Origin of the sequence: Duganella hordei (assembly GCF_040369125.1) — a bacterium.
GTDB lineage: Bacteria > Pseudomonadota > Gammaproteobacteria > Burkholderiales > Burkholderiaceae_D > Rugamonas > Rugamonas hordei.
In genome coordinates this window covers 82,837-101,490 of the sequence record NZ_BPWI01000005.1, presented here as the reverse complement: position 1 = coordinate 101,490, position 18,654 = coordinate 82,837, and the positions used below count along the sequence as shown (strand labels likewise).

General features: G+C 62.8%; 17 protein-coding genes and 2 tRNA genes. 5 read left to right on the top strand and 14 right to left on the bottom strand.

The window, feature by feature from the left end:
• Positions 1–111 precede the first annotated feature (111 nt).
• The 3 genes from ABWW33_RS13565 to ABWW33_RS13555 form a co-directional block, all read right to left on the bottom strand.
• Positions 112–1,221, bottom strand: coding sequence for an alkene reductase (locus ABWW33_RS13565; protein ID WP_353402631.1), 1,110 nt, complete (start codon positions 1,219–1,221; stop codon positions 112–114).
• A gap of 180 nt (positions 1,222–1,401) precedes the next feature.
• The gene (locus tag ABWW33_RS13560) at positions 1,402–2,067 is read right to left on the bottom strand and encodes a DUF6901 family protein (RefSeq protein WP_353402150.1); all 666 of its coding nucleotides are present in this window, start codon (positions 2,065–2,067) and stop codon (positions 1,402–1,404) included.
• A gap of 19 nt (positions 2,068–2,086) precedes the next feature.
• Complete coding sequence (locus ABWW33_RS13555) at positions 2,087–2,644, bottom strand: response regulator (protein WP_353402148.1); 558 nt, start codon at positions 2,642–2,644, stop codon at positions 2,087–2,089.
• Positions 2,645–2,759: 115 nt separating this feature from the next.
• On the opposite strand from ABWW33_RS13555, the gene ABWW33_RS13550 reads away from it, so the two are divergent.
• Complete coding sequence (locus tag ABWW33_RS13550; protein WP_353402146.1) at positions 2,760–4,436, top strand: response regulator; 1,677 nt, start codon at positions 2,760–2,762, stop codon at positions 4,434–4,436.
• A gap of 345 nt (positions 4,437–4,781) precedes the next feature.
• On the opposite strand, the gene ABWW33_RS13545 is transcribed toward ABWW33_RS13550, so the two are convergent.
• The 5 genes from ABWW33_RS13545 to ABWW33_RS13525 form a co-directional block, all read right to left on the bottom strand.
• A tRNA-Ser gene (locus ABWW33_RS13545) sits at positions 4,782–4,871 on the bottom strand.
• 30 nt (positions 4,872–4,901) lie between these two features.
• Positions 4,902–4,991 (bottom strand) — tRNA-Ser (locus tag ABWW33_RS13540).
• 66 nt (positions 4,992–5,057) lie between these two features.
• Positions 5,058–6,347: a serine--tRNA ligase gene (gene serS / locus ABWW33_RS13535; protein WP_176653732.1), complete on the bottom strand. Its 1,290-nt coding sequence runs from the start codon at positions 6,345–6,347 to the stop codon at positions 5,058–5,060.
• 90 nt (positions 6,348–6,437) lie between these two features.
• Entirely contained in the window at positions 6,438–6,650 is a 213-nt protein-coding gene (locus ABWW33_RS13530) for a hypothetical protein (protein WP_353402144.1), read from the bottom strand.
• Between the two features lie 153 nt (positions 6,651–6,803).
• On the bottom strand, positions 6,804–8,225 hold the full coding sequence (locus tag ABWW33_RS13525) for an aminotransferase-like domain-containing protein (protein WP_353402142.1): 1,422 nt from the start codon (positions 8,223–8,225) through the stop codon (positions 6,804–6,806).
• Between the two features lie 177 nt (positions 8,226–8,402).
• On the opposite strand from ABWW33_RS13525, the gene ABWW33_RS13520 reads away from it, so the two are divergent.
• Positions 8,403–8,747 carry a DUF2917 domain-containing protein gene (locus ABWW33_RS13520; protein ID WP_176653729.1) on the top strand — a complete coding sequence of 115 codons (345 nt, stop codon included), beginning with the start codon at positions 8,403–8,405 and terminating at the stop codon, positions 8,745–8,747.
• 67 nt (positions 8,748–8,814) lie between these two features.
• Positions 8,815–9,228, top strand: coding sequence for a hypothetical protein (locus ABWW33_RS13515; RefSeq protein WP_176653728.1), 414 nt, complete (start codon positions 8,815–8,817; stop codon positions 9,226–9,228).
• 4 nt (positions 9,229–9,232) lie between these two features.
• Here the strand turns inward: ABWW33_RS13515 and ABWW33_RS13510 are convergent, their stop codons facing one another.
• Both ABWW33_RS13510 and ABWW33_RS13505 read right to left on the bottom strand, forming a co-directional pair.
• A complete protein-coding gene (locus ABWW33_RS13510) occupies positions 9,233–10,066 on the bottom strand; it encodes an alpha/beta fold hydrolase (RefSeq protein WP_353402140.1) in 834 nt (277 codons plus the stop codon).
• Between the two features lie 44 nt (positions 10,067–10,110).
• Positions 10,111–10,866 carry an alpha/beta fold hydrolase gene (locus ABWW33_RS13505; RefSeq protein ID WP_353402138.1) on the bottom strand — a complete coding sequence of 252 codons (756 nt, stop codon included), beginning with the start codon at positions 10,864–10,866 and terminating at the stop codon, positions 10,111–10,113.
• A 97-nt stretch (positions 10,867–10,963) separates the two neighbouring features.
• On the opposite strand from ABWW33_RS13505, the gene ABWW33_RS13500 reads away from it, so the two are divergent.
• Complete coding sequence (locus ABWW33_RS13500; RefSeq protein WP_353402136.1) at positions 10,964–11,374, top strand: MarR family winged helix-turn-helix transcriptional regulator; 411 nt, start codon at positions 10,964–10,966, stop codon at positions 11,372–11,374.
• Positions 11,375–11,426: 52 nt separating this feature from the next.
• Here the strand turns inward: ABWW33_RS13500 and ABWW33_RS13495 are convergent, their stop codons facing one another.
• The 4 genes from ABWW33_RS13495 to ABWW33_RS13480 form a co-directional block, all read right to left on the bottom strand.
• Positions 11,427–12,722, bottom strand: a complete 1,296-nt coding sequence (locus ABWW33_RS13495; protein WP_353402134.1) for an NRAMP family divalent metal transporter — start codon at positions 12,720–12,722, stop codon at positions 11,427–11,429.
• Between the two features lie 342 nt (positions 12,723–13,064).
• Entirely contained in the window at positions 13,065–14,366 is a 1,302-nt protein-coding gene (locus tag ABWW33_RS13490; RefSeq protein WP_353402132.1) for a replication-associated recombination protein A, read from the bottom strand.
• A 66-nt stretch (positions 14,367–14,432) separates the two neighbouring features.
• Positions 14,433–15,065, bottom strand: coding sequence for an outer membrane lipoprotein chaperone LolA (gene lolA / locus ABWW33_RS13485; RefSeq protein ID WP_176653723.1), 633 nt, complete (start codon positions 15,063–15,065; stop codon positions 14,433–14,435).
• Between the two features lie 15 nt (positions 15,066–15,080).
• Positions 15,081–17,474, bottom strand: a complete 2,394-nt coding sequence (locus ABWW33_RS13480; RefSeq protein ID WP_176653722.1) for a DNA translocase FtsK — start codon at positions 17,472–17,474, stop codon at positions 15,081–15,083.
• Positions 17,475–17,699: 225 nt separating this feature from the next.
• Between ABWW33_RS13480 and trxB the strand changes: the two genes are divergently transcribed.
• The gene (trxB, locus tag ABWW33_RS13475) at positions 17,700–18,653 is read left to right on the top strand and encodes a thioredoxin-disulfide reductase (protein ID WP_176653721.1); all 954 of its coding nucleotides are present in this window, start codon (positions 17,700–17,702) and stop codon (positions 18,651–18,653) included.
• Position 18,654: the final 1 nt, after the last annotated feature.

Genomic DNA, 18,654 nt, shown 5'->3' with positions numbered 1-18,654 from the left:
ATGTTTCCTGTTCTTTTGGTGAGTTCGGTTCGAAGTTTTTTTAAACCGATCAGTTCAATAATGACGGAAAATTACGCCATTTTCAAGTTTTTTTGAACTGACCGGTTTTTTTCAGGCGGCCAATTGTTGAGCCTGATAGAACGGGTAGTCGGTATAGCCCTCGGCGCCGCCGCCGTAGAAGCTGTCGCGATCATGCTCGTTCAGCGGCCACCGGTTGCCGATGCGGGCCGGCAGGTCGGGATTGCCGATGAAATGGCGGCCGAAAGCCACCAGGTCGGCGTCGCCCGCCTGCAGGATCGCCTCGGCGCTGTCCGGCTCGAAGCCGCCGGCGGCGATCAGCACGCCCTCGTAGTGCTGACGGATCAACTGCGCCGCCACCGGCTGCGGGTTCTTGCCGGCGTCGACGATGTTGCCCATGACGCGAGGTTCGATCAGGTGCAGATACGCCAGCTTCAGCTTGGACAGCTGCTGCGCCACATAGGTGAACAGGGCTTCCGGATTGCTGTCGCCCATGTCGCCGAAGGTGCCGCTGGGGCCGAGGCGCACCGCCACCTTGTCGCTGCCCCAGACGTCGATGACGGCGCGGGTCACCTCCAGCAGGAAGCGGGCGCGGTTTTCATACGAGCCGCCATAACTGTCGGTGCGCAGATTGCTGTTGTCCTGCAAGAACTGGTCGAGCAGATAGCCGTTGGCCGCGTGAATCTCGACGCCGTCGAAGCCGGCAGCCTTGCCGCGCGCCGCGGCGCTGCGGAAGCTGTCGACCAGGCCGCCGATTTCGGCCGGCGTCAGCGCGCGGTTCGGCGTGTTGGGCACCCAGCCGGAGGCGGTGTAGGCCACACCGCCATGCAGGACTTCGGAGGGGCCGACCGGCTGCGTGCCGTCCGGCTGCACGTCGGCGTGGGACTGGCGGCCGGCATGGTACAGCTGCAGGAAGATGCGGCCGCCCTTGGCGTGCACCGCTTCGGTGACGGCCTTCCAGCCGGCGATCTGCTCGTCGTTGTAGAGGCCGGGCGCACCCAGGTAGCCGTTGCCGTTTTCAGCGGCAATGGTCGCCTCGCTGATCAGCAAGCCGCCCTGCGACGACCGCTGGCCATAGTATTCGGCCATCAGCGGACCCGGGATGGCGCCTTGCCCGGCGCGCATGCGCGTCAGCGGCGCCAGCACGACGCGGTGGGTGAATTCATACGGACCTAATTTTACTGCGGACATTAATTTGGACATCATGAGCTCCATAATTGACCGGTCATCTATAAACCGGGAAAAGAAAAAAGGTGCTGCCACCTTGAAGTTGAATGCCCGCGCTTCCGGGCCATGCGTGAACTATATGACCGGTCATCTAGTAAAGCAAGCGCTTTCGCCAAATTATTTCATAAATGAATTTATCGACTCGATAGCTTGCGGCTAACCAGCGCCGAACAGCGACTGGATCTCTTCCAGCGCGTCGTCGATCGAGTAGTGCAGCGCCTTGGCCAGCAGGTCGAGCAGGATCAGCGCGTTGACCGTGCCGTCGCCGCTGCTGATGGCGCGCAGGCGGTTGGCCATCGCGCCGTTGACGCTCTGCAGCTCCTTGTAGCTGGCCTTCAGGCCGGCCAGCTGCCAGTCCGGCGCCCCGCCCTGCCGGCCGATGAAATACTGGGCCAGCAGATGCATGGAGGCGGCCCGGTAGATCGTCTCTTCCTCGGTCGCGAACGGCAGATGGAAATGCGCCATCGGCTTGAGGAAGGCCGTATGGGGACAGGCGCTCTCGGCCGCCAGCAAGCCCAGCAGCGAGCCTATCGCGCGCTGGACAGTGGTGTTGGTGGTCACGCTGCGCGCAGGCGTGTCGACCCGCACCGCGACCTCGTCGTAGGAGCACAGCGGCCCCATCCTGGCGATCACCTTGACGAATTGCAGCGCCATCGGGCAGCGCGGCGTGGTCGCGCTGGAGAGCGGACAGTTGGGACACTGGCTGTGTTCCAGCCGCGTCCAGTCGGGCAAGAGCGCGTCATCGGCAACGGCTTGCGGTCCCGCCTCGATCGTTTCGGCGCGGCCGTCGGAAAAATGAAAATGGTAGCTCACAGCGGGCATGCATCCCCCTTCAGTAACATCAAGCTTCGCACATCCGTTCCACCTCCGCCAGCAGTTCTTCGTTGTCAAACGGTTTGCGCAGGACGCCATGGGCGCCCAAGGCGCGCGCTTCGCGCAGACGTTCCTCCGAGTCGGCCGAGACCACCAGCGTCCTGAGCGGAGCGGACGAGCCAGCCTGGCGCAGGAAGCGCAGGACCGCCATGCCGTCCAGGCCGGGCATGCGCAAATCCAGCGTCATCACCGCCGGCTTGAAGATCGACAGCATGGCTCCGGCCTCGAAGCCGTTGGCCGCCAGCGCGGTCTCGAAACCGGCCTCCCGCAGCACGCGCTCGATGGCGTGCGCCATCGCCGGCTCGTCGTCGACGATCAACACGCGCCTGGGCAAGGCCGGCGCCGATCCGTCCGGAATGTTGTGCTCACGCATAAACCGGCGCAATTCCTCGCCCAGCACGCGCTTGTCCCCCCTGCCCGGCAACTTATAGGCCTGCAGCAAGCCGCGGTCTATCCAACGCGATACGGTCCGGAAGTTGACCCCGCAAATCCGCGCAGCCTCACCCGTGGTCAGTACCTCCGCCATCCTCGTCTCCTTTTCGCACACTGTCCGTTAAGTCCTGTTTGACAGGATAGTCAGGTTAGACTAAATTGGCAATAGGCAGTTTCCATACGGAAACCTCCAAGCAAAGAGGAACACCATGAACACGCCGAGCACATCGCAAACCCCATCCGCCAACTGGGCCGACAAGCAATATCTGGTGATCGACGATTGCGCCAGCATCCGTCAACTGCTGCGCGAGAGCCTGCGCGGCATGGGCGCAAAGCACATCGACCAGGCATCGGAGGGCTGCGAGGCGCTCGCCTTGCTCGTCAACAAGCGCTACGACGTCGTCCTGTGTGACTACCACCTCGACGGCGCCAAGAACGGCCAGCAAATCCTGGAAGAGGCGCGCAGCAAAAACGCCCTCATGCCTAGTTGCATATTTATCATGGTGTCGGCCGAGAAGAGCGCCGATTCGGTGATGGGCACCGCCGAACACCAGCCCGACGCCTACCTGATCAAACCCATCACGGAAGGCATCTTGACCACTCGTCTGAACCGTATCTGGCAAAAGAAACAAGTATTCAAGAAGATCGACCTGGCCTATTTGAAAAAGGACTACGCCGGCGCCGCCCTGCTGTGCGACTTCCAAATCGCCGGCAATCCCCTGTACGAAAACGACTTGCTGCGCATGAAGGCCGGCCTGCTGCTCAAATGCGGCCAGCGCGACAAGGCCGGCGCGATCTATGAACAGGTATTGCGCGACCGCGACTTCAGCTGGGCCAAGGTCGGCCTGGCCAAGATCCGCCTGCTGGAAGGCGAATACAGCGTGGCCTGCCAGATGTTCCAGGAGGTGATCACCGAAAACCGCCTGTATCTCGACGCCTACGACCAGCTCGCCGCCGCGCACAAGCAGCTGGGGCAATCGGAGCAGGCGTGCAACGTGCTCGAACGCGCCGCCAAGCTTTCACCCAATTCCGTGCACCGGCAAAAGACGCTGGGCGAAGTCTCGCTGAGACTGGGCGACGTGCCGCTGGCCGAGAAGGCCTTCCGCAAGTGCATCAGCGTGGGCGAACATTCGGTCCATAAAACGGCGGATCCCTATTTTGGCCTGGCGCGGGTGTGCGGCCTCAAGAAAGCGCCCAAGGAGGCCATGCAGATACTGGAGACCGTGCAAAGGAAGTTTTCAGGCGATGTGAGCCAGCTGCGCGCCAGGATCACCGAGGGGCTGGTGTGCCTGGACAACGGCGACGACCAGCAGGCCATCGTCATCGGCCAGGAACTGGAAGCGATGCTGGCCAGCGCCAGCGCCGCCAGCCTCCCCGACCCCAACACCTGCCTCGATATCGCGACCTTGCTGTTCGAGGTCGGCAACAAGGAGCCTGCGATCAAGCTGCTGTGCCACATTATCCAGAACAACGATGACGACAAAGCCATACGCGACGAGGTACAAAAAGTCTTCAACTACGTGCACATGGGCGACGAGGGCACGGCGCTGATCGCGGCTGCGCGCAAGGAGGTGTCCGATATCATGAACAACGGCGTGCTGCTGTGGAAGACCCACAGGCTGGACGAGGCGGTCGACTGGATGCGCGCCGCGCGGCTGAAGTTGCCCGGCAATCTACGCGTGTTGCTCAATACGGCGCAGATCCTGATCTCGCACCTGCAAAAGCACGGCTACGATGCGGCGCTGGAAGCCGAGGCGGTCAGGGTATTGGCTGAGGTGGACAAGACGGCGCCCAACCAGCGCCGGCACAACGAACTGACCGAGCAGCTGACCGCGCTGGTGCTGGACACGGCCGACCTGGAGGCGCAAGCGGTGATATCGCATTGATGCAAATAAAAAAGGCTCCCTTGCGGGAGCCTTTCCTATTTGTTCTGGCGGAGAGGGTGGGATTCGCCTACATCCCGCAGGCCGCCCTCGCGCGAGTACGCGCGAGTCTTCGAATCCCACACGCGAGCGGTGCTCGCTCCTCTCCGCCCGCACAAATAAAAAAGGCTCCCTTGCGGGAGCCTTTCCTATTTGTTCTGGCGGAGAGGGTGGGATTCGCCTACATCCCGCAGGCCGCCCTCGCGCGAGTACGCGCGAGTCTTCGAATCCCACACGCGAGCGGTGCTCGCTCCTCTCCGCCCGCACAAATAAAAAAGGCTCCCTTGCGGGAGCCTTTCCTATTTGTTCTGGCGGAGAGGGTGGGATTCGAACCCACGGTAGGGTCGCCCCTACGCTTGATTTCGAGTCAAGTACATTCGACCACTCTGCCACCTCTCCTGGTGGTACATTTCTTTCAGCAGCGTTATGTGGCGGAGAGGGTGGGATTCGAACCCACGGTAGGGTCGCCCCTACGCTTGATTTCGAGTCAAGTACATTCGACCACTCTGCCACCTCTCCGTTTTCCCACCGGCTGCTGCGAGAAGGCAAGATTATAGCAGGCCGTTGGGAAAAGGGAAGGAGTATTTACGCCTTCAGATGCGTTAATCCGCCCATGTACGGACGCAGCACCGCCGGGATCTCCACCGAACCATCCGCCTGCTGGTAGTTTTCCAGCACCGCGACCAGCGTGCGGCCGACCGCCAGGCCAGAGCCGTTCAGGGTGTGCAGCAGTTCCGGCTTGCCTTGGGCGTTGCGGAAACGCGCCTGCATGCGGCGCGCCTGGAAGGCTTCGCAGTTCGACAGCGACGAAATCTCGCGGTAGGTGTTCTGCGCCGGCAGCCACACTTCCAGGTCATAAGTCTTGGTGGCGCCGAAGCCCATGTCGCCGGTGCACAGCGACATCACGCGGTACGGCAGGCCCAGGCGTTGCAGGATGGTTTCCGCATGGCCGACCATCTCGTCCAGCACCGCGTACGAGGTGTCCGGATGCACCACCTGCACCATCTCGACCTTGTCGAACTGGTGCTGGCGGATCATGCCGCGGGTATCGCGGCCGTAGCTGCCCGCCTCCGAGCGGAAGCACGGCGTATGCGCGGTCATCTTCAGCGGCAGCGTGTCGGCGGCAACGATCTCGTCGCGCACCAGGTTGGTCAGCGTGACTTCCGAGGTCGGGATCAGGTAGAAGTTCTCGCCCTCGCCTTCGGCGCCGCCTTTTTTCACCGAGAACAGGTCGGCTTCGAACTTCGGCAGCTGGCCGGTGCCGCGCAGCGAATCGGCGTTGACCATGTACGGCGTGTAGCATTCGGTGTAGCCGTGCTCGTCGGTGTGGGTGTTCAGCATGAACTGCGCCAAGGCGCGGTGCAGACGGGCGATGCCGCCTTTCATCACCGAGAAGCGCGAGCCGGTCAGCTTGGTCGCGACATCGAAGTCCAGGCCCAGCGGGCCACCGACGTCGACGTGGTCTTTCACTTCGAATTCAAAGGCGCGCGGCGTGCCGACTTTGCGCACTTCGACGTTGCCCGCTTCATCCGTCCCAACCGGGACCGATTCGTGCGGCAGGTTGGGAATCGCCTGCATGAAATCGGCCAGCTTGGCCTGCACGGCGGCCAGCCCCGTTTCGTTGGCCTTGAGCTCGTCGCCCAGACCGGCCACTTCCGCCATCAGGGCGGTGGTGTCTTCGCCCTTGCCCTTCATCATGCCGATCAGCTTGGACTGCGAGTTACGCTTGCCCTGCAGCTCTTCGGTACGCGTCTGGATCGCTTTGCGTTCGGCTTCGAGGGCGTTGAACGCGTCCACATCGAGCTGAAACTTGCGGGTCGCCAGGCGCGCGGCGACGTTGGCTATGTCTTTACGGAGAAGTTGGATATCAATCATGGGAACAAATGCCGTTGTATCGAAAACGTCAATTGTACCAAGAGGATGCCACTTCCTTGCGAGTTTTGAACAGCCCGCCGGCTGGCGGAATTACAGGGCTGCTTTTTCGGCGGCGGTCAGGCGCTTGGCGGTCACGGTGACGACTTGCATCTTGGCGGTCGACACGGCGACTTTGGCGGCTGGCGCGACCGGAGCGACGGCCAGCCCTGCGGCTGGCCCATCGGCGGCGGTGGCGAAACTCGTGGCGGCGGCCAGTACGGTAGCGGCGACGAAGATGATTTCCATGTTTTTAGCGATGTTCATGATGTGCTCCTTCAGGTGGTTGGTTTCGGTTACTTACTAAGGCTGCTTGGTATGGTTGTACTGTACCTAAAGGCCGTATGGGCAGCTACTGGCAAGCGACGAAACGCCGGAAACGGCGTCTGAAGTGCAAAAAACGGGTGGGAAATGAAATATTCAGGCGGCGCGATGCACCAGCTCGCCCAGCGTGGCGATGGCCGCCTCCACGCGCGGGCTCCAGGCGTTGCCGCAGTTGAGGCGGATGTAATTGCCGTGCTTGCCGGAGGCGGAGAACAGCTGGCCCGGCATGAAGGCCACGCCCCGCTCTATCGCCACGTGGTGCAGCGCCAGCGCGTCCACCTGCTGCGGCAGGCTGACCCACAGCACGAAGCCGCCCTGCGGCTCGGACACCGTGCACTCGTGCGGGAAGCTGCCGCAGATGGCGTCGGACATGCGGGCGATGCGCTGCGACAGCGCGCGGCGCATCTTGCGCAGCTGGATCTCGTAGGCGCTGCCGGTCAGGAAATCGGCCAGCACGGCCTGGAAGAAGTGGCTGTTGGCGCCGCTGGACACCACCTTCAGCAAGGCGATGTCCTGCGCATAGCGCCCCGCCAGCACGTAGCCGACCCGCGCGCCGGGGCTGACCGCCTTGGAGAACGAAGAGCACAGCATGACGTTGCCGCTGGTGTCGTAGGCCTTGACGGGCCAGGGCCGCTGCGGCGTAAAGCACAGGTCGGTATAGACGTCGTCCTCGATCAGCGGAATGTCGTGGCGCGACAGCAGCGCCGCCAGCCGCTGCTTGTTCGCCTCCGGCATGACGCAGCCCAGCGGGTTGTTGGCGTTCGGGATCAGCAGCACGGCCTGCACCAGGCCGGCGTTCAGCGCCACCTCCAGCGCGTCGATGGACGGGCCGGTCTTCGGATGGGTCGGGATCTCCAGCGCCTTCATGCCCAGCGACTCGATCAGCTGCAGCAGCACGAAATACGTGGCTGATTCGATGGCGATGGTGTCGCCGGCCTTGGCCACGGCGCGCAGGCACAGGCTGATCGCCTCGGTGCAGGAGCCGGTGACGACGATTTCGCCGGGATCGATCCGTCCCCAGTCCAGCGCGCGGCGCTCGATCTGGCGGCTGAAATCCGGGTGGTTGGTCTCGTAGCAGCTGACCGTGCTCAGCAGGCTTTGATCGCGCCGGGCGACGGCGGCCACGGTCTTTTGCATGCGTTTCAACGGCAGCAGTTCGTCCACCGGCCACGCCGAGCCCAGTTGCACCACGCCTGGGTCCTCGTTGGCCTTCAGTATCCGCATCAGCAGGTTGTTGATGCCGACATAGGCCGGCTCCTGCAAATGCCCGGCATCGGGCATCACCGCCATCATGCGCTGGCGGTGGCGCACGTAGTAGCCGGCCTGCGGCTTGGCGTCGACCAGGCCGCGGTCCTCCATCAGCCGCAGCGCCTGCATCACGGTGCTGACCGACAGCCGCTTCTGCTGCGCCAGGTGGCGGATCGACGGCAGGCGGTCGCCCGGCGCGAACACGCGGCTGGCGATCAGGCCGCCCAGCTCGTTGGCCAGATGCTCGTACAGGTTCAGTGAGGTGGACATTTTGTTATTGTGCGCCCGCCCCGCCCTGCCGCGACAGGTACAGCGACCGCAAATTTCGACCATGACAGTTTAGCCAAAACCGCTTTGTGACGGTAACAATTTCGTTTTATTGCATCTGTTATGGTCGGCCGCCGCTGCGTATTCTGGTTGCATGATTCACCACAGCAGGAGGCAGCCATGCAACCGGAATTACTCGCAGTATCGCAGGGCCAGGCGGAATACCGCCTGACGGAAAACCATCCACTGCGGATCGCCCACGCGGCGGGCCGCTATGTCGAATGCCTGGACGGCACCGCCTGGATCACCGCCTACGGCGAGAACACCGACTTCATGCTGCGCCAGGGACAATGCTTCGAGGTGCCGAACAACGGCCTGATGCTGATCGACGCCGCCGGCTCGGGCGTGGTGCGGGTGCGCCTGCCGGCCGACACCGAGGTGCCGCATGGGTGGGCCGCCTTCAAACATAAATTCGCCACTGAACTGCACGGCTTGCTGGCTGTAGGATTTCACCTACGCAACTAATCGTGCGCCATGAAATCCTCGGACTATGTACGATACGTCAACAATACAGACACCCGAGGAGAATAGTTTGAAAACACCATTTCTGAAAATCGGCGCCATCGGCGCCCTGATGATTGCCGCAGCAGGCTGCTCGACCATGGGCGGCCCGCCGAAGGATGAGGCACCGCCACCGGCCAATCCGGCCTTTGCCGGCGAGATGGCCAAGTTCAACGCCCAGTTCCCTAACGACAAGGCGAGCAAGTACGAAGAGATCTCGATCAACTACAACAAGGCGCAGAAACTGGACGAGCGCGGCAACTGCCACGACATGTCCAAGTATCCAGTGGTGATCATCCTGACGCTGGACGCCAGCGGCAAAGTCGTAAGCAGCACCACCGACGTCGAAAACAGCAAGGCCGCGTGCTTCCGCCAGGCCTACGCCTCGGTGCAGCTGCCGGCGCCGCCGTTCGCTCCGTACGTGAAACCTATCCGCCTGCGCTAATCAATCAGGCCGCCGCGTTTTCCTCGGCGGCTTCGTCGTTGTCGGCCGGTTTTTCCAGCCATCCCATCACCAGTTGATTGAACCGCTCGGGCTGGCGCAGCATCGGCCAGTGGTCGGTGTTGAAGGCCACAACCTTGCAGCCCTCTTTTTGCGCCAGCTTGTCCGCCCATGCGTCCGAATGGAACATGAACGGTTTCCTGGCGCCGAAAATGAACAGCATCGGCACCTTGGGCACGAACGGCACCAGCGAACGGTAGGAACCGGATTCGCCAGCGGCGGCGATGTAGTATGGGAAGTTCATCTTGGCGCTGATGAATTCCTTCGGCGACGGCACACCCAGGACGCGCGCCATCGTGCGCGTCATGACGTTGCCGATCGGCCCGCCGATGGCCCAGGCCAGCGCTAGCGTACCCTGGTAGCCGTTGACCATCATCTTCTGCGACAGCGTGCGCGAGCGCTGCACCGCCTTCGACTGCGCATCGCCGATGTCGACGCCGATGATGGCCGACACCGCCTGTTTGTTGCGCATGTAATATTCGTAGCCGAACATGCAGCCCCAGTCGTGCAGCATCAGGATTACCTTCTGCTTCTGGCTGACGCTGTTGACGACGTAAGAGATGAAGCGGATGGTGCCGTCTAGCGAATACGAACGGCGCGGCTTGGTGATGTCGAACCCCGGCAAGGTGAAGCGCACGCAGCGATAGCGCTGCTTGAGCTCCTCCACCTGCGCGTCCCACACGCGGTGGGTGTCGGGCCAACCGTGGATCATCACGATGGTCTCGGTGCCCTCGCCTTCAATATAGACCTCGATTCCATCGACCTTTATCACCTGCTGCATACATTCCTCGTCTAGCCAGCTTCATCAATGCTCAATGCGTCATCTTACAACATCTGCTCGCTGGAAAAGGTGTCGATCATGCCGACCACTTCCGACAATTGCTCGATCTGCGGGAAATGGCCGGCCTCCTCCACCGTCGCGAATCTTGCGCCGGGCATGCTGTCGCTGAGGCGGCGGCCATAGTCCACATCCACGATGCGGTCGCTGACGCCCCACACCACCAGCGCCGGCACCGGCATGCGCGCCAGCCGCGCCTGCAGGGTCGGATCGTGCATGAACGGCTGTCCCGCATAGACCTTCAGCGTGGCATGGTTGGCGGCCATGACGGCGGCCGCCTCCGGCGTGGCCGGCGCCAGCGAATATCGTTGCGGGTCGTGGAAGACATGCGCCGCGCGCCCGGCAGGCGGCAGCTTGACCGGATCGACGATCTCCCCGGCGATGCCGACAGCGTTGAGCAGCACAATGCCCGCCACCCGGCCCGGTTCCAGCAACGCCATCTCGGCAGCGATCCAGCCGCCGACGGAATTGCCGATGACCACCACATCCTTTAGATCCAGCCTGGCGATCAAGTCCACGTAGGCCCGCGCCAGGTCGCCGACACTGGCCAAGCCTTCGGGCCTGGGTTCGCCATTGAAACCGGGATGCGTCGGCGTGAGCACGCGCGCCTTCGTCGCCAGGGCCGCCGCCAGCCCGGCGACGGATCCCGGTCCGGCGCCGCCATGCAGCAGCAGGAAAGCGCGCCCCTGCCCCTGGTCGCTCACCGCAACCGTCACCTTGCCATCAAGTAATTGCAAATTCATTGTGCCTCCTTGGAAAATATATAAACATATTTATATAAATATACTTACATGTCAACCGATTCTTGACAGCGGCACCCCGATATATAAATATGTTGATATGACTATTTCCCTCGAAGCCCTTGGCCTGCTGGTCAAAAAAGCCCAGCACCGCCAGCACCGCGCGCTGGAAGCGCAACTTGCTCCGCTGGGCGTGAGCCTGGTTCAATGGAACGCGCTGCGCGAGATCGACCGGAATCCCGGCAGCACCATGCACGGGCTGGCCGAGTTGACGTTCAATTCGGACCAGGCATTCGGCACACTGGTGACCAGGCTAATGAAGATGGGATTGGTCGAGCGCCGCCCGGGCCTGGGCCGCGCCATGATACACACGCTCACGCCCGAAGGCAGCGCCAAGCTGCACCAGTGTCAGCAAGTCGTGCCCAAGGTCACCAGCCAGAATTTCGCCCCGCTGTCCGAGGCCGACCGCAAGGAGTTGTCGCGCCTGCTGACGATGCTGGTCGACAGCTGACAGTAGCCCCGCCCCGCCAAAGTCTTGGCCCGCGCCGACATAGCTGCGCCGCTCAGTGCGCCATCATCCAGAACATGGCCAGCACCGCCAGCGTCATCACCACCGTCGCGCCCCAGCCTAGCACCCTCAGGCGACGGCTTATCACGAAGCGTCCCATGATGGCCGAGCGGCCGGCCATCACCATCATCACCGCCATGATGGGCACCGAAATCACGCCGTTGATCACCGCGCTCCAGTACAGCGCCTTGATCGGGTCGACCGAAGTAAAGCCCAGCACGATGCCGACGATGGTCGAGAAAGCGATGATGCTGTAGAAGCCCTTGGCCTGGGACGGAGTCTTCTCCAGTCCCTTCTCCCATTGGAAAGCGCCGGCCACCGCATACGCTGCCGATCCGGCCAGCACCGGCACGGCCAGCATGCCAGTGCCGACGATACCGGCGCTGAACAGCGCAAACGCAAACTCGCCCGCCAATGGACGCAAGGCGGCCGCCGCCTGCGCCGAAGTATCGATCGCGGTGATGCCATGCATGTACAGCGTGACCGCCGTGGTCAGGATGATGAAGAACGCCACCAGGTTGGAGAAACCCATGCCAATCACGGTATCGACTTTGATGCGTTGAAAATGGGCGCGCGCCTGTTCCGGCGCCTCGCGCAGCGCCTGGGATTGCGGACAGGCCTGCAACTCTTCCACTTCCTGCGAGGCCTGCCAGAAGAACAGGTAGGGACTGATGGTGGTGCCGAACACCGCAACGATCGTGGTGATGTAGGCCGGCGACCATTCCACATGCGGCATCACGGTTGCGGCCGCCACCTGCAGCCATGGGACGTGCACGGTGAGCACCGTCGCCACATACGCCAGCAGAGCCAGCGTGAGCCACTTCAGGAAACGCACATAGCGGCTGTAAGGAATGAACACCTGCAGCAGCAGCGAGATCACGCCGAACAACGCCGCGTACCAGCGCGAAGAGCCGGCGACGATCAGCGTCACCGCCTCGCCCATGGCCGAGACGTCGGCCGCGATGTTGATGGTGTTGGCGACCAGCAGCAGCGCGACGATCGTGCGCACCAGCCAGGATGGGAAATGCTCGCGGATATTGCCGGCCAAACCCTTGCCGCTGACGCGACCGATCTGCGCGCTCACTACCTGGATGCCAACCATCAGCGGATAGGTAAACAGGATGGTCCACAGCATCTGAAAACCGAACTGCGCGCCGGCCTGCGAATAGGTGGCGATGCCGCTTGGGTCATCGTCGGCAGCGCCAGTGATCAGGCCGGGGCCGAGTTTTTTCAGCCAGGAGGAGGCGAAGGCGCGCGCGGGCGCGGTGGAGGTACGGTAAGCATTCAGCATAAATCATCCAACAACAGAGGTCACCCAGCGGCGGGCGTAATCACATGAAGCTGTGGCGACGCCGACGCCACGACCGGCAAGCTTGGGTCGAGGACGCACGAAGCCGATTCAACGGCGCGGCGCGGCTACACTATTTGGATGGGTGCGACGCGGGCCTCAGCCCGCATTGGACGCCATCATCCGCAATAAGCAAGATGACGGCCGGGAAACTCCGTTATCTTGCCGAGGCGGTGCCAGAGCTGGTCTGGCTACAACTATCACTCGAACAAGTACCCATGAGGGTCTCCGGAAATGGAAAACAGGCGAAAGATACGGGAGAATCGCCTGTTAAGTCAACAACAATTATTTGCCAGCATCCTCGTCAAGCTTGCGCAGGAAGGCCATCTTGTCGGCGATCTTGCTTTCCAGGCCGCGCGGGACGGGCTGGTACCAGCCGGGTTCGCGCATGTCGTCGGGGAAGTAGGTTTCGCCGGCCGCATAGGCGTGCGGCTCGTCGTGGGCGTAACGGTATTCGTGGCCGTAGCCCAGTTCCTTCATCAGCTTGGTCGGCGCGTTGCGCAGGTGGACCGGCACTTCGCGCGACTTGTCTTTCTTGACGAAGGCCATCGCCTGGTTGAAGGCGTTGTAGCCGGCGTTGCTCTTGGCCGCGATCGCCAGGTAGATCACCGCCTGCCCCAGCGCCAGCTCGCCTTCCGGCGACCCGAGGCGCTCGAAGGTGGCGGCCGCGTCGTTGGCCAGCTGCATCGCGCGCGGATCGGCCAGGCCGATGTCTTCCCACGCCATCCGCACGATGCGGCGCGACAGGTATTTGGCGTCGGCGCCGCCGTCGAGCATGCGGCACAGCCAGTAAAGCGCCGCGTCCGGATTCGAGCCGCGCACCGACTTGTGCAGCGCCGAGATCTGGTCGTAGAAGTTGTCGCCGCCCTTGTCGAAGCGGCGCGCGTTCAGCGTCAGCGCGTTCTGGATGAACTCGGCCGTGATCTTGTTGGTCTTGGCCGCGTTGGCCGCCGTGCTGGTTTGTTCCAGCAGGTTCAGCAGGCGACGGCCGTCGCCGTCGGCATAGCCGATCAGCGTGTCGATGGCGGCGTCTTCGAATTCCAGATGCGTCAGCACCTTGGCGCGCGCCTTGTCGACCAGCTGGCGCAGTTCCTCTTCGTTGAACGAATGCAGCACGTAGACCTGCGAGCGCGACAGCAATGCCGAGTTCACTTCGAACGAAGGGTTCTCCGTGGTCGCGCCGATCAGCGTGACCAGGCCCGATTCGGCGTACGGCAGCAGCGCGTCCTGCTGCGACTTGTTGAAGCGGTGGATCTCGTCGACGAACAGGATGGTGTGCTTGCCCATGTCCAGGTTGTGCTGGGCCTGCTCCATCGCGGCGCGGATATCCTTGACGCCCGAGAACACGGCCGACAAGGCGATGAACTCGCACTCGTAGGCGTTGGCGGTCAGCCGCGCCAGCGTGGTCTTGCCCACGCCCGGCGGCCCCCACAGGATCATCGAATGCGGCTGGCCCGACTCAAACGCCAGGCGCAGCGGTTTGCCCGGCCCCAGCAGGTGATGCTGCCCGATGACGTCGTCCAGCGTCTTGGGCCGCAGCGCTTCGGCCAGCGGCTGGCGCGGTTCAGTGGAAAATAAATCAGCCATGGTCTTTACAATGGAAAAACGCCGCAGCGTCGCAGCTGCGGCGTCGGCGCCCGCGACTGCAGGTTCTTAATTATTGAATACGTCCGCGCCCTTCGGCATGACGAATTTAAAACTCGTCGCAGTCAGCGCAGGATTTTTCTCGATGCCCTTGAACGACAGCACCGAGGTCTGGCCGAAGGAATCCTTCAGCTCCATCGCTTCCGGCAAGCCGTTGCGCAGGCCGATGGTGATCTGCTCGAAACTGGTGTCCTTGGCTTTCGGCACGGCTTTCAGCCATTCCAGACCCTCCTTCGTGCCGCCTTCGGACAGCGTGAAGTTCTTTTCCAGGTCGTTGCTGCCGAACAGGATCGCCGCCGGCGACGAGCCCAGCGCGTCGCCCAGCTTCTTCACGGTGACCTGGTTCAGGTCCTTGTCGAAGATGTACAGTTTGTCGCCGTCGGCCTGCAGCACCTGGTCGTAGGGCTTGACGTAGGTCCAGATGAATTTGCCCGGGCGGGCAAACACGAAGGTGCCGCTGGCCGGCGTCGACACCTTGGGCGCCTCGCCGTTGGTGTTCTTGACCTGGCGCTGCGTGAACTCGCCCTTGGCGGCCTTGGTCGAGGCGACGAACGACTTGAACTGCTCCAGCGCGCTGGCCTGGGCAAAGGCCGCGGCCAACAGGCCGGCGGTCAGCATTGCCACATTCTTGAAACGCATCATACGGTTTATCCTTTTTTATTCTGCACTGGCAGCCGGCACCAGAATGTCGCGGTTGCCGTTCGACTGCATGGCGGAGACGACTCCGCTATTTTCCATTTGTTCCAGCAAACGCGCCGCGCGGTTGTAGCCGATGCGCAGATGGCGCTGCACCAGCGAGATCGAGGCCCGGCGGTTCTTCAACACCACCTGCACCGCCTGGTCGTACATCGGATCGGCCTCGCCGCCGCCCTCGCCCGCCACGGCATCGCCGCCGCCGGCTTCGCCTTCCAGCGTGCCGCCTTCGAGGATGCCTTCAATATAATTCGGCTCGCCCGTGGTCTTCAGGTGCTTGACCACGCGGTGCACCTCTTCATCCGACACGAAGGCGCCGTGCACCCGCACCGGCAAGCCCGTGCCCGGCGGCATGTACAGCATGTCGCCCATGCCGAGCAGCGTTTCCGCGCCCATCTGGTCCAGAATGGTACGGGAGTCGATCTTCGACGACACCTGGAACGCGATACGGGTCGGGATGTTGGCCTTGATCAGGCCGGTGATCACGTCCACAGATGGGCGCTGCGTCGCCAGGATCAAGTGCAAACCTGCCGCGCGGGCCTTTTGCGCGATACGGGCGATCAGCTCTTCCACCTTCTTGCCGACCACCATCATCAGGTCGGCCAGCTCGTCGATGATGATGACGATGGTCGGCAGCTTTTCCAGCGGCTCCGGCGAATCCGGCGTCAGGCTGAACGGATTCGGGATGTGTTCCTCCTTCTTCTTGGCCTCGGCGATCTTGGCGTTGTAGCCGGCCAGGTTACGCACGCCCAGCTTGGACATCAGCTTGTAGCGGCGCTCCATCTCGTTGACCGCCCAGTTCAGCGCGTGGCCGGCCTGGCGCATATCGGTCACCACCGGCGCCAGCAGGTGCGGAATGCCTTCGTACACCGACATCTCCAGCATCTTCGGATCGATCAGGATCATGCGCACGTCGGCCGGGTCGGACTTGTACAGCAGCGACAGGATGGTGGCGTTGATGCCCACCGACTTGCCCGAGCCGGTGGTACCGGCCACCAGCAAGTGCGGCATCTTGGCCAGGTCGGCCACGACGGCCTTGCCGGCGATGTCCTTGCCCAGCGCCACGGTCAGCGGCGACGGATTGTCGTTGTAGACCTTGGAGCCGACGATCTCGCTCAGGCGCACGATCTGGCGCTTCGGATTCGGCAGTTCCAGCGCCATGTAGTTCTTGCCCGGAATGGTCTCGACCACGCGGATCGACGTCAGCGACAGCGAACGCGCCAGGTCGCGCGCCAGGCCGACGATCTGGCTGCCCTTGACGCCGGTGGCAGGCTCGATCTCGTAGCGGGTCACGACCGGGCCCGGATACGCGGCCACCACCTTGGCCTCCACGCCGAAGTCCGACAGTTTCTTCTCGATCAGGCGGCTGGTGAATTCCAGCGTCTCGATGGATACGGTTTCCTGCACCTCGGCCGCCTCGTCCAGCAGGGACAGGGCCGGCAGCTGGCTGTCGCCGCTCAGGTCCTGGAACAGGTTGGCCTGGCGTTCCTTCTCCACCCGCTCGGACTTGACCACGGTGACCACCTGCGGCTCGATCTTGACCGGCGGCGCCGCCACCGGATGCTTCTCGACGTGCTTGGCGCGCTCGATGACCACCACTTCCTCGCGCTTGACGGCGGCAACCTCGCCCTGGCGACGGTCTTCGCGGTACTGGTAGCGCTGCACGAACCACTCGATGATCATCTCGATGCCGCCGCCGATGCGCTCGGCCAGGGTCAGCCACGAGACATGGAAGAACAGGCTCAGGCCCAGCCCGAACAGCAGCAGCAGCAGCAGGGTCGCGCCGGTGAAGCCGAAGGCCACGTGGGCCGAATGGCCGATCAGCTCGCCGAGCACGCTGCCCGAGGTGCGCGGCAGTTGCATATGGCTGGTCAGGGTGCGCAAGCGTAAGAATTCGAGGCCGACACTGCCGATAAACAACAGCACGAAGCCGATCGCGCGGATCAAGGGTTCCTGCGCGTGCTCCGGATCGGGTTCCCGGGACATCACGAACTTCTGAGTCAGCCCGCGATAGCCCTGCCACACGAGACGCAACAGGCAGAACGCCCACCACCAGGCCGAAATGCCAAAGATATACAGCAACAAATCCGACAGCCAGGCACCGGCGCGCCCTCCCATATTGACGACCTTGGTTACCACCGTCTCATGCGACCAGCCTGGGTCGACCTTGCTGTACGTGGCCAAAATCAGCACGAAATACAATCCCAGCACGGCCAGCGCCAGCCAGCGCGCCTCGGACAGCAGCCGAACCAGCCGGTTTGGCAGGGGCTGGCGCTCGGTCGGGGTGCGGGTATAGGCGGACGAGGCGCCCTGAGAACTGGCTTTTGGCAGTCGTTCCTGAACTTTTTTACTGCTCATAGGTATAAAGGTGTTGCAACGTTATCGGCCAGTAAATATTCACATGCGGCTATTCTAAGGCATATGGGACGGAACAGGCCCTTCGATTCATGCCGGGCCGCTGCTTGCACTATAATCTTGTATTGCCTGCGTGAATGCAATAGCGACTGCCCTACCGCCGCCCTTGCCGTGATCGCAAATGCCCCCAAATTCGGATTAATCCAACATATTTTTAAGAAGCCTTCCATGACCACTGCTAAACACGCTCGTGTACTAATCCTCGGTTCCGGCCCAGCCGGCTACAGCGCAGCCATCTACGCGGCCCGCGCCAACCTGAAGCCGATGCTGGTGACGGGTGTCGAGCAAGGCGGTCAGCTGATGACCACCACCGACGTGGAAAACTGGCCGGCCGACCCGATGGGCGTGCAAGGCCCGGACCTGATGCAGCGCTTCCTGCAGCACGCCGAGCGTTTCAATACCGACATCGTGTTCGACCACATCCATACGGTTAAGTTGCAGGAAAAACCGATCCGCCTGATCGGCGACAGCCATGAATACACCTGCGACACGCTGATCATCTCGACCGGCGCCTCGGCGCAGTACCTGGGTCTGCCGTCGGAGCAGGCGTTCATGGGCAAGGGCGTGTCGGCCTGCGCCACCTGCGACGGCTTCTTCTATCGCGGCCAGGAAGTGGCCGTGGTCGGCGGCGGCAACACCGCCGTCGAGGAAGCGCTGTACCTGTCGAACATCGCCACCAAGGTCACGCTGATCCACCGCCGCGACAAGTTCCGCGCCGAAGCGATCCTGATCGACCGCCTGAACGCCAAGGTCGCCGAAGGCAAGATCGTCATCAAGTACAACCACACGCTGCAGGAAGTGGTGGGCAACGACAGCGGCGTCACCGGCATCAAGATCCAGTCGACCGACAACGGCGCCGTCACCGACGTGACCGTGCACGGCCTGTTCATCGCCATCGGCCACAAGCCGAACACCGGCATCTTCGAAGGCCAGCTGGACATGCACAACGGCTACATCAAGACCAAGACCGGCACCGAAGGCATGGCCACCGCCACCAGCGTGCCGGGCGTGTTTGCCGCCGGCGACGTGCAGGACCACATCTACCGCCAGGCCATCACCAGCGCCGGCACCGGCTGCATGGCCGCGCTGGACGCACAGCGCTACCTGGAAGGCCAGGAGTAAA

Bases quoted from the DNA above. Each gene is read 5' to 3' on its own strand.
- ABWW33_RS13565 (WP_353402631.1), bottom strand. From the start codon at position 1,221: ATGTCCAAATTAATGTCCGCAGTAAAATTAGGTCCGTATGAATTCACC.
- ABWW33_RS13560 (WP_353402150.1), bottom strand. From the start codon at position 2,067: ATGCCCGCTGTGAGCTACCATTTTCATTTTTCCGACGGCCGCGCCGAA.
- ABWW33_RS13555 (WP_353402148.1), bottom strand. From the start codon at position 2,644: ATGGCGGAGGTACTGACCACGGGTGAGGCTGCGCGGATTTGCGGGGTC.
- ABWW33_RS13550 (WP_353402146.1), top strand. From the start codon at position 2,760: ATGAACACGCCGAGCACATCGCAAACCCCATCCGCCAACTGGGCCGAC.
- serS (WP_176653732.1), bottom strand. From the start codon at position 6,347: ATGATTGATATCCAACTTCTCCGTAAAGACATAGCCAACGTCGCCGCG.
- ABWW33_RS13530 (WP_353402144.1), bottom strand. From the start codon at position 6,650: ATGAACATCGCTAAAAACATGGAAATCATCTTCGTCGCCGCTACCGTA.
- ABWW33_RS13525 (WP_353402142.1), bottom strand. From the start codon at position 8,225: ATGTCCACCTCACTGAACCTGTACGAGCATCTGGCCAACGAGCTGGGC.
- ABWW33_RS13520 (WP_176653729.1), top strand. From the start codon at position 8,403: ATGCAACCGGAATTACTCGCAGTATCGCAGGGCCAGGCGGAATACCGC.
- ABWW33_RS13510 (WP_353402140.1), bottom strand. From the start codon at position 10,066: ATGCAGCAGGTGATAAAGGTCGATGGAATCGAGGTCTATATTGAAGGC.
- ABWW33_RS13505 (WP_353402138.1), bottom strand. From the start codon at position 10,866: ATGAATTTGCAATTACTTGATGGCAAGGTGACGGTTGCGGTGAGCGAC.
- ABWW33_RS13500 (WP_353402136.1), top strand. From the start codon at position 10,964: ATGACTATTTCCCTCGAAGCCCTTGGCCTGCTGGTCAAAAAAGCCCAG.
- ABWW33_RS13495 (WP_353402134.1), bottom strand. From the start codon at position 12,722: ATGCTGAATGCTTACCGTACCTCCACCGCGCCCGCGCGCGCCTTCGCC.
- ABWW33_RS13490 (WP_353402132.1), bottom strand. From the start codon at position 14,366: ATGGCTGATTTATTTTCCACTGAACCGCGCCAGCCGCTGGCCGAAGCG.
- lolA (WP_176653723.1), bottom strand. From the start codon at position 15,065: ATGATGCGTTTCAAGAATGTGGCAATGCTGACCGCCGGCCTGTTGGCC.
- ABWW33_RS13480 (WP_176653722.1), bottom strand. From the start codon at position 17,474: ATGAGCAGTAAAAAAGTTCAGGAACGACTGCCAAAAGCCAGTTCTCAG.
- trxB (WP_176653721.1), top strand. From the start codon at position 17,700: ATGACCACTGCTAAACACGCTCGTGTACTAATCCTCGGTTCCGGCCCA.